General features: G+C 70.1%; 9 protein-coding genes. 7 read left to right on the forward strand and 2 right to left on the reverse strand.

Annotation, left to right across the window (positions count from 1 at the left end):
* Positions 1–2: 2 nt before the first annotated feature.
* A complete protein-coding gene (locus tag AB0C62_RS22230; protein ID WP_362975610.1) occupies positions 3–2,069 on the forward strand; it encodes an ATP-dependent DNA helicase in 2,067 nt (688 codons plus the stop codon).
* A 222-nt stretch (positions 2,070–2,291) separates the two neighbouring features.
* Here AB0C62_RS22230 and lexA read toward each other — a convergent pair whose 3' ends face one another.
* The gene (gene lexA / locus AB0C62_RS22235) at positions 2,292–3,068 is read right to left on the reverse strand and encodes a transcriptional repressor LexA (RefSeq protein WP_362975612.1); all 777 of its coding nucleotides are present in this window, start codon (positions 3,066–3,068) and stop codon (positions 2,292–2,294) included.
* A gap of 519 nt (positions 3,069–3,587) precedes the next feature.
* Between lexA and nrdR the strand changes: the two genes are divergently transcribed.
* Complete coding sequence (gene nrdR / locus AB0C62_RS22240) at positions 3,588–4,139, forward strand: transcriptional regulator NrdR (RefSeq protein WP_362975614.1); 552 nt, start codon at positions 3,588–3,590, stop codon at positions 4,137–4,139.
* A gap of 162 nt (positions 4,140–4,301) precedes the next feature.
* On the forward strand, positions 4,302–7,205 hold the full coding sequence (locus AB0C62_RS22245; protein WP_362975616.1) for a vitamin B12-dependent ribonucleotide reductase: 2,904 nt from the start codon (positions 4,302–4,304) through the stop codon (positions 7,203–7,205).
* A gap of 178 nt (positions 7,206–7,383) precedes the next feature.
* Here AB0C62_RS22245 and AB0C62_RS22250 read toward each other — a convergent pair whose 3' ends face one another.
* Complete coding sequence (locus AB0C62_RS22250) at positions 7,384–7,917, reverse strand: TerD family protein (RefSeq protein WP_362975618.1); 534 nt, start codon at positions 7,915–7,917, stop codon at positions 7,384–7,386.
* 155 nt (positions 7,918–8,072) lie between these two features.
* Between AB0C62_RS22250 and AB0C62_RS22255 the strand changes: the two genes are divergently transcribed.
* The 4 genes from AB0C62_RS22255 to AB0C62_RS22270 all read left to right on the forward strand — a co-directional run bounded on the left by AB0C62_RS22255 (position 8,073) and on the right by AB0C62_RS22270 (position 12,786).
* The gene (locus AB0C62_RS22255) at positions 8,073–8,678 is read left to right on the forward strand and encodes a DUF4937 domain-containing protein (protein WP_362975620.1); all 606 of its coding nucleotides are present in this window, start codon (positions 8,073–8,075) and stop codon (positions 8,676–8,678) included.
* Between the two features lie 105 nt (positions 8,679–8,783).
* Entirely contained in the window at positions 8,784–9,443 is a 660-nt protein-coding gene (locus AB0C62_RS22260) for a histidine phosphatase family protein (RefSeq protein WP_362975622.1), read from the forward strand.
* Positions 9,444–9,455: 12 nt separating this feature from the next.
* A complete protein-coding gene (locus AB0C62_RS22265) occupies positions 9,456–10,364 on the forward strand; it encodes an ADP-ribosylglycohydrolase family protein (RefSeq protein ID WP_362975624.1) in 909 nt (302 codons plus the stop codon).
* A 946-nt stretch (positions 10,365–11,310) separates the two neighbouring features.
* Positions 11,311–12,786 (forward strand): DUF4173 domain-containing protein, encoded by a 1,476-nt coding sequence (locus AB0C62_RS22270; RefSeq protein ID WP_362975751.1) that lies wholly within the window; start codon positions 11,311–11,313, stop codon positions 12,784–12,786.
* Positions 12,787–12,845 lie beyond the last annotated feature (59 nt).

Below are 12,845 nucleotides of genomic sequence, written 5' to 3' on the forward strand. Positions count from 1 at the left end.
CTATGACGAAGCCCTCACTCCCCGAACTCCTGCATGCTGCCGTCACTGCTGTCGGCGGCACGGAGCGCCCCGGCCAGGTGACCATGGCCGAAGCCGTCGCGGGTGCCATCGACGACAGCTCCCACCTGCTGGTCCAGGCGGGCACCGGCACCGGAAAGTCCCTCGGGTATCTGGTGCCCGCGCTCGCCCACGGAGAGCGGGTGGTCGTGGCGACCGCCACCCTGGCCCTCCAGCGGCAGCTCGTGGAGCGGGACCTGCCGCGCACGGTCGACGCACTGCACCCGCTGCTGCGCCGCCGCCCCGAGTTCGCGATGCTGAAGGGCCGGTCGAACTACCTGTGCCTGCACCGCCTGCACGAGGGCATGCCGCAGGACGAGGACGAGGGACTCTTCGACCAGTTCGAGGCCGCCGCCCCCACCAGCAAGCTGGGTCAGGACCTGCTGCGGCTGCGCGACTGGTCGGACGAGACGGAGACCGGCGACCGTGACGACCTCACCCCCGGCGTCTCCGACCGGGCCTGGGGCCAGATCTCGGTGTCGTCCCGCGAGTGCCTCGGCGCCACCAAGTGTGCCTACGGAGCGGAGTGCTTCGCCGAGGCGGCCCGTGAGCGCGCCAAGCTCGCCGAGGTCGTCGTCACCAACCACGCGCTGCTCGCGATCGACGCCATCGAGGGCGCCCCGGTCCTCCCGCAGCACGAGGTCCTGATCGTCGACGAGGCCCACGAACTGGTCTCCCGCGTGACCGGCGTCGCCACCGGCGAACTCACCCCCGGCCAGGTCAACCGCGCCGTCCGCCGCTCCGCGAAGCTGGTCAACGAGAAGGTGGCCGACCAGCTCCAGACCGCGGCCGAGGGCTTCGAGCGTCTGATGGAGCTGGCCCTGCCCGGCCGCCTGGAGGAGATCCCCGAGGACCTCGGATACGCGCTGATGGCGCTCCGGGACGCCGCCCGCCAGGTGATCTCGGCCCTGGGTTCCACCCGCGACAAGTCCGTCCAGGACGAGGACGCCGTACGCAAGCAGGCCCTGGCCTCCGTGGAGTCGGTGCACGACGTGGCGGAGCGCATCACGAACGGCTCCGAATGGGACGTCGTCTGGTACGAGCGCCACGACCGCTTCGGTGCCTCGCTCCGCGTCGCCCCGATGAACGTGTCGGGCCTGCTGAGGGAGAAGCTCTTCACGGACCGCTCCGTCGTCCTGACGTCCGCGACACTCAAGCTGGGCGGCGACTTCAACGGCGTGGGTGCCTCCCTCGGCCTCGCCCCCGAAGGCACGGCGGGCGACGACATCCCCCAGTGGAAGGGCGTCGACGTCGGCTCGCCCTTCGACTACCCCCGCCAGGGCATCCTCTATGTGGCCAAGCACCTGTCCCGCCCGGCCCGTGACGCGGACCGCGGCGACATGCTCGACGAGCTGACCGACCTGATCCAGGCCGCCGGCGGTCGCACGCTCGGCCTGTTCTCCTCCATGCGCGCTGCCCAGCTCGCGGCGGAGGAGCTGCGCACCCGCATCCCCGAGTACCCGATCCTGCTCCAGGGCGAGGAGACGCTCGGCGAGCTGATCAAGAACTTCGCGGCGGACCCGAAGACCTGCCTCTTCGGCACGCTGTCACTCTGGCAGGGCGTGGACGTGCCGGGCACGAGCTGCCAGCTGGTCGTCATGGACAAGATCCCGTTCCCGCGTCCGGACGACCCGCTCATGAGCGCCCGCCAGAAGGCGGTCGAGGACAACGGAGGCAATGGCTTCATGGCCGTCGCCGCCACCCACGCCGCGCTGCTGATGGCCCAGGGCGCCGGCCGTCTCGTCCGCGCGTCCGGTGACCGCGGCGTGGTCGCCGTACTGGACCAACGCCTGGCCACGGCCCGCTACGGCAGCTATCTGAAGGCTTCGCTGCCCGACTTCTGGTACACCACGGACCGCAACCAGGTCCGCCGGTCCCTCGCCGCGATCGACCAGAAGGCGCAGGAGACCGAGGCCGTCAGGACGGCGGCGGCGGAGCAGGCCGCGTCCGCGACGGAGCCGGCCGGGACAGCCGAGAACCTCGAGGCGACGGAGGCTTCGGAGGACGCCTAGGCAGGTCTCCGCGGCGCGCGCCGCGGGGGGTCGGTGGCCCGGCTCAGCTCGGCGCCGTCGGCGGCGGGCGCTCGGGCCGCGTGCCGGGCGCCCGGTCGGTGTGGGCCGCGCCCCTCTGCGTACCAGGGGCGCGGCTGCAACAGCACGCACAGGACCCCGGAACCGGCGCAGTTGGTTCCGGGGTCCGGTCTGGGGCGGGGGTGGTGATCCACCCCCGCGGTGTCACACCCGGCGCAGCACGGCGACGACCTTGCCGAGAATGGTCGCCTCGTCACCGGGGATCGGCTGGTACGCGGAGTTGTGCGGCAGCAGCCACACGTGGCCGTCCTCGCGCTTGAAGCGCTTCACCGTCGCCTCGCCGTCCAGCATCGCGGCGACGATGTCGCCGTTCTCGGCGACCGGCTGGCGGCGGACCGTCACCCAGTCCCCGTCACAGATGGCGGCCTCGATCATCGAGTCTCCGACGACCTTCAGGACGAACAGCTCACCGTCGCCGACCAGCTGGCGGGGGAGGGGGAACACGTCCTCGACCGACTCCTCGGCGAGGATCGGGCCACCGGCGGCGATCCGGCCGACGAGCGGTACGTACGACGCGGCCGGCTTGCCCGCCGTGTCCGTGGGCTGCACCGACGACTGGTCGGAGCCCCGCACCTCGTAGGCGCGCGGGCGGTGCGGGTCCCGGCGAAGGAACCCCTTGCGCTCCAGTGCCATGAGCTGATGCGCGACCGAGGAGGTGCTGGAAAGGCCTACGGCCTGTCCGATCTCCCGCATCGACGGCGGGTAACCGCGCCGCTGCACGGAGTCGCGGATCACCTCGATCACCCGGCGTTGCCGGTCCGTGAGTCCCGAGCTGTCGGCTCGGATGCCTGGAGGTCGCCCAGGCATGGAGCGCTTGGGCCCCTCATGATTCGCGGCTTCGTTCATCGCATGCACCGGCTCGAGTCGGCCCTGGGAGCGGTCCTGGGCAGTGATGGTGGCGCTGTCTGCGGTGGTGGTCACGTCGGCCCCTCTCGATGGTCTCCCTGCTGGACAACGGTAGTTGCTTTCGAAAGGTTGCGCCAAACACACGTTCGAGTGAAAAACCGCGGTTTGTCTGTCGTGATCATGTGTCTGGGTGTATAGCTGTCGACGCGCCGGACGGACAAAAGCATCCATTGCTGTACTCTTCACCGCCGCAAGCGGTGGCCGTCCTCGCTGACCTGGGCCGACGCCCAGTCTGCCATTCCCTGGCCGGCAGGCCGGGAACCGGCTCCCCTTCCGTGCGCCGACCACGCTATCCCCGCGTGTCCGGGATGGGTATGCCTGCGCGACACATGCCCTTACGTGCGCGACACGCGGGGATGGGGCGACTTGACGGGTCAGGCCCCACATCTAGTGGTTGGATTGCGACAGCAGCCCAGAAGTTGTGGTCCCCCGGGTCTCCGGGCCCTCGGACATCGCCTATGCTTGAGGCTGCTTCGCGGGGTCCAGGAGGTCCCGAGAGGTCTATGAGCCGTGCTGTGAAGGAGGGTTGGAGCCATGCACTGCCCCTTCTGCAGGCACCCCGACAGCCGCGTCGTCGACAGCCGTACGACCGACGACGGCACGTCGATCCGCAGGCGCCGCCAGTGCCCCGACTGCTCCCGTCGTTTCACGACCGTGGAGACGTGCTCGCTGATGGTGGTGAAGCGGTCCGGCGTGACCGAGCCCTTCAGTCGCACCAAGGTCATCAACGGCGTCCGCAAGGCGTGTCAGGGGCGGCCGGTCACCGAGGACGCGCTCGCCCAGCTCGGCCAGCGGGTCGAGGAAGCGGTGCGTGCCACCGGAAGTGCCGAACTGACCACCCATGACGTTGGCCTGGCCATACTCGGCCCCTTGCAGGAGCTCGACCTGGTGGCCTACATGAGGTTCGCCTCGGTCTACCGGGCCTTCAACTCGCTCGACGACTTCGAAGCCGCCATCACGGAGCTTCGCGAAGTGACGCAGCGCACCGCCGCGGACGACGACGACCCGGCCGTGGTGCGCGACGAGAACGACCGCGGACGCGGAGGAGCCGTCGAGGTTCCCGTGTCCGCCACCGCCGCCGACTGACCGCGGGGCCGGACGCCCGGAGCGTCCGGTCCTCGCTGGTGGGTGACGCACACAGACCTGCTGCGACCAGCCGTGCTCTGCGGCACGCGGCACCAGAAACACATCGCGCCACGGGAAGAACGTGGCCTTTCAGGGCGTTTTAGCCTGATACAGGGAGGCGGCATGACAGAGACGGCGAGCGGTCCGGCACGAGGATCTCGCACCAAGGGCGGGGCCAAGGCCACCAAGGGACTGCGCATCGAGCGTATTCACACGACCCCGGGCGTGCACCCGTACGACGAGGTGCAGTGGGAGCGCCGTGACGTCGTCATGACCAACTGGCGCGACGGCTCGGTCAACTTCGAGCAGCGTGGCGTCGAGTTCCCCGGCTCCTGGTCGGTGAACGCGGTCAACATCGTCACCAGCAAGTACTTCCGAGGTGCCGTCGGCACCCCGCAGCGTGAGGTGAGCCTCAAGCAGCTCATCGACCGCATCGTGAAGACGTACCGGAAGGCCGGCGAGGACTTCAAGTACTTCGCGTCGCCCGCCGACGCGGAGATCTTCGAGCACGAGCTGGCGTACGCCCTCCTGCACCAGATCTTCAGCTTCAACAGCCCTGTCTGGTTCAACGTCGGGACGCCGCAGCCCCAGCAGGTCTCCGCCTGCTTCATCCTGTCCGTCGACGACTCCATGGAGTCGATCCTCGACTGGTACAAGGAAGAGGGCATGATCTTCAAGGGCGGTTCCGGCGCCGGCCTGAACCTCTCGCGCATCCGCTCCTCCAAGGAGCTCCTCTCCTCCGGCGGCAACGCCTCGGGTCCCGTCTCCTTCATGCGCGGCGCCGACGCCTCCGCGGGAACGATCAAGTCGGGCGGCGCCACCCGCCGCGCGGCCAAGATGGTCATTCTCGACGTCGACCACCCCGACATCGAGGACTTCATCCAGACCAAGGTCAAGGAAGAGGAGAAGATCCGCGCCCTGCGGGACGCGGGCTTCGACATGGACCTGGGCGGCGACGACATCACGTCCGTCCAGTACCAGAACGCCAACAACTCGGTCCGCGTGAACGACACGTTCATGAAGGCCGTCGAGGCCGGCGGCAAGTTCGGTCTCACCTCGCGCATGACCGGTGAGGTCATCGAGGAGGTCGACGCCAAGTCGCTCTTCCGCAAGATGGCCGAGGCGGCCTGGGCCTGCGCCGACCCGGGCATCCAGTACGACGACACGATCAACAACTGGCACACGTGTCCGGAGTCCGGCCGTATCAACGGCTCGAACCCGTGCAGCGAGTACATGCACCTGGACAACACGTCCTGCAACCTCGCCTCGCTGAACCTGATGAAGTTCCTCAAGGACGACGGCAAGGGCCGCCAGTCCTTCGAGATCGAGCGCTTCGCCAAGGTCGTCGAGCTGGTCATCACCGCGATGGACATCTCCATCTGCTTCGCGGACTTCCCGACGCAGAAGATCGGCGAGAACACCCGCGCCTACCGTCAGCTGGGCATCGGCTACGCCAACCTCGGCGCCCTGCTGATGGCGACGGGCCACGCGTACGACTCCGACGGCGGCCGCGCGCTCGCCGGCGCCATCACCTCCCTGATGACGGGTACCTCGTACAAGCGGTCCGCCGAACTCGCCGCGGTCGTCGGCCCGTACGACGGCTACGCCCGCAACGCGCAGCCCCACCTGCGGGTCATGAAGCAGCACGCCGAAGCCAACACGACGGCCCCCCGCGCGGACGATCTGGACTCCCCGATCTGGGCCGCCGCCACGGAGGCCTGGCAGGACGTCGTCCGCCTCGGCGAGAAGAACGGCTTCCGCAACGCGCAGGCCTCGGTCATCGCCCCGACCGGCACCATCGGTCTCGCGATGTCCTGCGACACCACCGGTCTTGAGCCCGACCTCGCGCTGGTCAAGTTCAAGAAGCTGGTCGGCGGCGGTTCGATGCAGATCGTCAACGGCACCGTGCCGCAGGCCCTGCGCCGCCTGGGTTACCAGGAGGAGCAGATCGAGGCGGTCGTCGCCCACATCGCCGAGAACGGCAATGTCGTCGACGCCCCCGGCCTCAAGCACGAGCACTACGAGGTCTTCGACTGCGCCATGGGCGAGCGCTCCATCTCCGCGATGGGCCACGTCCGCATGATGGCCGCGATCCAGCCGTGGATCTCCGGCGCGCTGTCCAAGACGGTCAACCTGCCCGAGACGGCGACCGTCGAGGACGTCGAAGAGGTCTACTTCGAGGCGTGGAAGATGGGCGTCAAGGCGCTCGCCATCTACCGCGACAACTGCAAGGTCGGCCAGCCCCTCTCCGCCAAGACCAAGGAGAAGGAGAAGACCGAGGTCACGGCCAAGGCCGAGGAGACCATCCGTACCGCGGTCGAGAAGGTCATCGAGTACCGCCCGGTCCGCAAGCGCCTCCCCAAGGGGCGTCCCGGCATCACCACCTCCTTCACGGTGGGCGGCGCCGAGGGCTACATGACCGCCAACTCCTACCCGGACGACGGTCTCGGCGAGGTCTTCCTGAAGATGTCGAAGCAGGGATCCACCCTCGCCGGCATGATGGACGCCTTCTCGATCGCCGTCTCGGTCGGCCTCCAGTACGGCGTGCCCCTGGAGACGTACGTCTCCAAGTTCACCAACATGCGCTTCGAGCCGGCCGGCATGACGGACGACCCGGACGTGCGGATGGCGCAGTCGATCGTCGACTACATCTTCCGCCGCCTGGCGCTCGACTTCCTGCCCTTCGAGACGCGCTCCGCGCTCGGCATCCACTCCGCCGAGGAGCGTCAGCGTCACCTGGAGACGGGCTCCTACGAGCACTCCGAGGACGACGTCGACGTCGACGTCGAGGGGCTGGCCCAGTCGGCGCCCCTCGCGCAGGAGCTGAAGGCCGTCGCCACGCCGAAGGCCGAGGCCGCGGTGGCTGTGCCGGCCCTGAAGGAGGCGCACACCAGCGCCGAGCTCGTGGAGATGCAGCTGGGCATCCAGGCCGACGCCCCGCTCTGCTTCTCGTGCGGTACGAAGATGCAGCGAGCCGGTTCCTGCTACATCTGCGAGGGCTGCGGCTCGACCAGCGGTTGTAGCTGACGCCGGCGCCCAGCGGGCGCGCATCAGCAGGTCAGGGCGGTGGAGCCGGGAGACGGCTCCACCGCCCTGCGGCGTTGCTCCCTCGGAGAGCCCCGGAGACACGGTGATCGACTGACGCGCGCCAAGGCGTCGAGGCGCCGGGGGCGCCGATGCCCGGAGGGGGCGGGACGGCGTGGCCTCACGCCTCCTGCGGGCTGCCCATGACACGCGCGAACGTCGCGGGGTCCGTGTCGAAGCCGTGGACGCCGGGGTGGAACGTCCACTCCCCGGAGTGGTCGCGCACGAACTCCCCTATGGTCGCGGCCGTCGCGCCCAGTACGTCACCGAAGTCGCCCTCCGTCAGGACGGTGTACCCCTCGCGCAGCCGGAATCCGGGGTTCAGAACCCCGCCGAACGTCTTCGGCCCGGTGCGCTGCTGGATGAGGACGCCGACCACCACGCGCGCGTACTGGCTGTTGAGACGATCGAGCTCCAGGGTCATGACCTCGTCCCAGCCGAAGCCCTTGCCGTCCTTGCTGTCGCGGTTCAGATAGATGGTGCCGTCCGGGGACCGGCTGTCGAAGTGCACGACATAGGCCGGATCCCCCTGCGGTGCGGACGCCGGATACGTCGCCGCGATGATGTCGAGATCGGTCGCGGGCTCGCCGACCGGACTCGGATCCCACTTGACCGCCAACTCGGCTTTGCGTATGCCTTTGTTGAGACCGTTCATCGGATCTCCCCTCCCCGTTGTCCCAGCAGTGACCTGGCCAACTGCCCCGCAGGCACGGCCGGTTGCCCATCGTGCCACGCGCGCGGGGGCACCCGCGCGGATCAAGTCCGCCGGACCGTGACCGGGGCCACGCTCCGTGGCCTTACGATGGCGCGGTGCTGGTCAAGTGGATTCGCTGCACCGTGGTCGATCGCCGCGGTTTCGAACGGGGGCAGCGAAAGTGGGCGGGGCTGCTGGGGGAGCCGGGTTTCCGGGGGCAGGGCGGGGGATGGAGCAGGGGCCGGTCCGGCGTCGCCCACATCTTCTCCTTCTGGGAGAGCCGCGCCTTCTACGACTCGTTCATGGCCCGCTCTCACGACCGGCTGGCCGCCGCGCAGTCCGGCACGTTCAAGGACACCCAGGTCAAACTGTTCGACCACCGCTTCGACGTGAAGACCGGCTTCGAGCCGCGCTTCACGGACGCCGACGTGGTGCGGGTCGCGCACTGCCGTGTCCACGAGGACCGCGCCGAGCACTTCGCGCTCATGCAGGAGAAGGTCTGGAACCCCGCGATGGCCGGTTCGCCCGGCATGGTGCGCGGGCTGTTCGGTGAGGCACCGGGCAGCGAGTTCCTGGTCCTGTCCATGTGGCACTCGTCCGCCGAGCACGGCAAGTACCGCGAGGAACGGGTGGAGAGGCTCGCCCTGCGCGCCCAGATCGAGGCCGACGTGGCCGCCCTCGCCGGCGACATCGTGCAACTGGAACCCGGCTGGATCGTCTGACGGCCCCTTCCCGCCGACGTCCCTGATGTGCGGGAACGGTGTGACCTACGCCGTATGAGCCCGTACGACTGCTCGATCCGCGCCGACACGATCTAGGGTTTTGGCATGGCACGACCACGGCGCATCGTTCTAGTCCGCCACGGCGAGTCGGTGGGCAATGCCGATGACACCGTGTACGAACGCGAGCCCGACCACGCGCTGGCGCTCACCGAGAAGGGCTGGCAACAGGCCGCCGAGACCGGTGAACGGCTGCACGAGGTCTTCGGCCGCGAGCGCGTAAGCGTTTACGTCTCCCCGTACCGGCGGACCCACGAGACGTTCCGCGCCTTCCACCTCGACCCTGGGCTCGTCCGGGTGCGCGAGGAGTCGCGCTTGCGCGAGCAGGACTGGGGCAACTGGCAGGACCGTGACGACGTACGTCTCCAGAAGGCCTATCGGGACGCCTACGGACACTTCTTCTATCGGTTCGCGCAGGGCGAGTCCGGAGCGGACGTCTACGACCGGGTCGGCGGCTTCCTGGAGAGCCTCTACCGGAGCTTCGAGGCCCCCGACCATCCGCCGAACGTGCTCCTGGTGACCCACGGACTGGCGATGCGGCTGTTCTGCATGCGCTGGTTCCACTGGACGGTCGCCGAGTTCGAGTCGCTGTCGAACCCGGGGAACGGCGAGACGCGGATGCTCGTTCTGGGGGACGACGGCCGCTACACGCTGGACCGCCCCTTCGATCGCTGGCGTGAGCCGGAATCGTACGGATTCACCGGATAGAGTGGCAGAGCGATGATCGCTGACTCCTCTCCCGACGGCCGGCTCGACCGCGCCCTCGCCAGCCTCCGCGGCCTCGCGGTGGGGGACGCGCTGGGCTCGCAGTTCTTCGTGCCCGCGAACTACCCGCTGCTCAAGCGCCGTGAACTGCCGCCCACCCCATGGCAGTGGACCGACGACACCGAGATGGCCTGCTCCGTGGTCGCGGTGCTGGCCGCACACCACCGCATCGACCAGGACCGGCTCGCCCACTCCTTCGCCGAGCACCATGACTTCGACCGGGGCTACGGCCCGGCGGTCAACCGCATGCTGCGGCAGATCCGTGAGGGCGGCGACTGGCGCGAGCTGGCGTCCGCCCTGTTCAAGGGGCAGGGCTCCTGGGGCAACGGCGCGGCCATGCGGATCGCCCCTCTGGGTGCTTGGTACGCCGACGACCCGGAGCAGGCGACCCACCAGGCGGAGATCTCCGCCTACACGACGCACCAGCACCGCGAGGCCGTGGTCGGCGCCATGGCCGTCGCCGCGGCCGCCGCCCTGGCCGCCGATCCGGCGGGCCCGCCGAGTGCCGAGACCCTGCTCGACGGGGTCATCGCCCTCGTACCCCGCAGCGCGGTCGGCGCCGGCCTGCGGCGCGCCCGGGACATGCTCGACTACGGCGACGCCGCGACCGTCGCCGCCGTCCTCGGCTGCGGACGGCGCACGTCGGCGCACGACACCGTCCCCTTCGCCCTCTGGTCGGCCGCCCGCGCCCTGGGCGACTACGAGAAGGGCTTCTGGGTCACCTCCCAGGTCGGGGGCGACGTGGACACGACCTGCGCCATCGTGGGCGGAGTAGTCGCCTCGGGGAAGGCCGGATCGCCTCCCGGAGCGTGGCTGGAGGCCACGGAGGAGCTGCCCGGGTGGGTGCAGGCGTCGGCCGGATAGGTGTCCGGCATCCGTGGACACCCCCGACCGGGCAGGGCGCCGGACCGATTTCCGGCGGGCTGCTCGCTGAGGTGGGCCGGGGGCTGACGACTGTGCGCTGAGGGATGCCCGCGCGCGTGGCGCTCGGTCGTCGCCCTGGAAGGATCGGGCGGTTGCCTGAACGGTCGGTCCAGAGGCGGAGTCCCGCGCTGGAAACCACTCCTCTGTCACAGGCTCGCTACAGCCCCCCGGCCATTCCCTGAGCCGCGTTGACCGTGGATAGCCTGTGCGCCACGCCGCCCGTTGATCTTGGCGGGTGCGCGCCGACGAGACACCGGTCGGCAGCCTCCCCGCCGCAGTGGCGCGTCGAGGGCTGCCCGGAGACCGGTCGGGAGGGGGTCCCTTGTCCGACATACCGTCCACGCCGGAGCCGAGTGACGAGGCATCGGCGACACGCAGAAGCCCGGGAGAGAGCAAGAAGCGTCCGGAGGCCGCCGCGCGGCGTCCGAAGGCCACGGAGCCCGGGGACGCGGCCGAGCAGACCGGATCGCGCCCGGCTCCGAGCACCGTTTCCGGCGACGAGGGGGAGACGTCGGGACCTGAGGAGGGGGGAACCTCCGGCGAGGACCGTCCTCGGGCCGCAGGCGGGTCCGCGAGGGCGGACGAGCCGAGCGTCGCAGAAGAGCCCGGCGTCGCGGACGATCCCGATGCCGTGGCAGCCCGTAAGGGAACGGCTGACCGTGGTGCTGGTGCTGGTGCTGGTGCTGGTGCCGGTGCCGTTGCCGGGCCTGGGGTCGGCGCGGGTACCGATCACCCCTCCGGTTCGGGCTCGGCCGACGGGTCCGGGGGCGGCGTGCCGGAGCAGGGTGCCCGAGCGGCGGCCGGCGGGGTGGCGCCCCGGGCACGTGCGGACCGGGAGATCCATGGAAGCGGCAGCTGGGCGACTCCACCGCCCCCGTCCGCCTCGCTGCTGGCCGGGCTGCAGGGCGCGCCGCCCGCGCCCGTGCGGACGGCCACGTTGTGGGCCGTCCTCGCGACCGGCGTGCTGAGCATGCTGCTCCTCGACGACGGTCTGGCGATCAACCTCCTGCTGGTCGCGATCCCCGCCGCGCTCGCCGCCTACTTCGCCGGCCGGGCCGCGGGACGCCGCACGCGCGCGTGGAGCCTGGTCTGGGCCGTGGGCGGCCTCGGCCTGCTGATCGTGCCCGCGTTGCGGGACGCGGACTGGCCGTCGTTCCTCGCCGTGGTGACCGCGCTCGCGCTGGGCTCCCTCGCGCTGAACGGTGGACGCACCTGGGCCGCGGTGCTCCTCAGTCCGATCGGCGTGTTCAACGCCCTTGTCCCCGGGCCCCTCTGGGGTTGGCGTGGGCTGCGGGAACGTTTCGGAGGCGCCCGTCGCAGCGTGGGGGTCGGACTGCGCGCGCTCGTGGTGACCGCGGTCCTGTTGCTGGTCTTCGGCGCGCTGTTCGCCGGGGCCGACTCCGCTTTCGCGAGTCTGCTCGGCGACCTGATGCCGGACGCCTCCGTCACGGGCGGACCCTGGCGCGTGGTGCTGCTGGCGGTCGGCCTCGTCGGAGCCCTGGCGGTGGCCCACACGGCAGCCGCACCGGCACACTGGGACCGGGTCGTGGTGCCCGCCGGGCGTCCGCGGAACCGCGTCGAGTGGGCCCTGCCGCTGATCCTGCTGGTGCTGCTCTTCGCCGCCTTCAACGCGGTCCAGCTCGCCGTCCTGTTCGGCGGCTACGACGCCGTACTGGAGAAGACCGGCGAGACCTACGCCGAGTACGCGCGCCAGGGCTTCTGGCAACTGCTGCTCGTCACACTGCTGACCCTGCTGGTCGTGGTGTTCGCGCTGCGCTGGGCGCCACGGGACGGCGCGGCCGACCGCAAACTGGTGCGCGGTGTGCTGGGAACTCTGTGCGCGCTGGCGCTCGTTGTCGTGGCATCCGCTGTGCGACGTATGGACATGTATGTGGAGGCTTATGGACTCACGCGGCTGAGGGTGTCGGTGGTCGCCGGTGAGCTGTGGCTCGGGCTCGTCATCGTGCTCATCATGGCGGCCGGTGTGTGGGGTGCCCGCTGGCTTCCCCGCGCCGTCGCGGCCAGTGCGGCGGCCGGTGTGCTCGCGTTCGGACTGATGTCGCCCGACAGCCTGATCGCCGAGCGGAACGTCCAGCGGTACGAGGACACGCAGAAGTTCGACCTCGACTACGCGCGGAGTCTCTCGGCAGACGCCGTACCCGCCCTGGACAAGCTCAAGGAGCCGATGCGGTCGTGCGCGCTGCGGATGATCGCCGATGACCTGGGGCATGACGATCAGCCCTGGTACGCGACCAGTTGGGGTGAGGCCCGGGCCCGGGACATCCTTCGTGCTCGCCCGCCGTCCAGCTCCGCGGACTGGAGCGTGTGCAGCCGGGTCGGGGACGATCTCATGTACCGCTGAGGCACGTCATGCATGTGCTTCGCACAGCGGTGGACCGGGCCATGGCTCTCGCCGTCGGG

Source organism: Streptomyces sp. NPDC048643 (genome assembly GCF_040650615.1).
GTDB lineage: Bacteria > Actinomycetota > Actinomycetes > Streptomycetales > Streptomycetaceae > Streptomyces.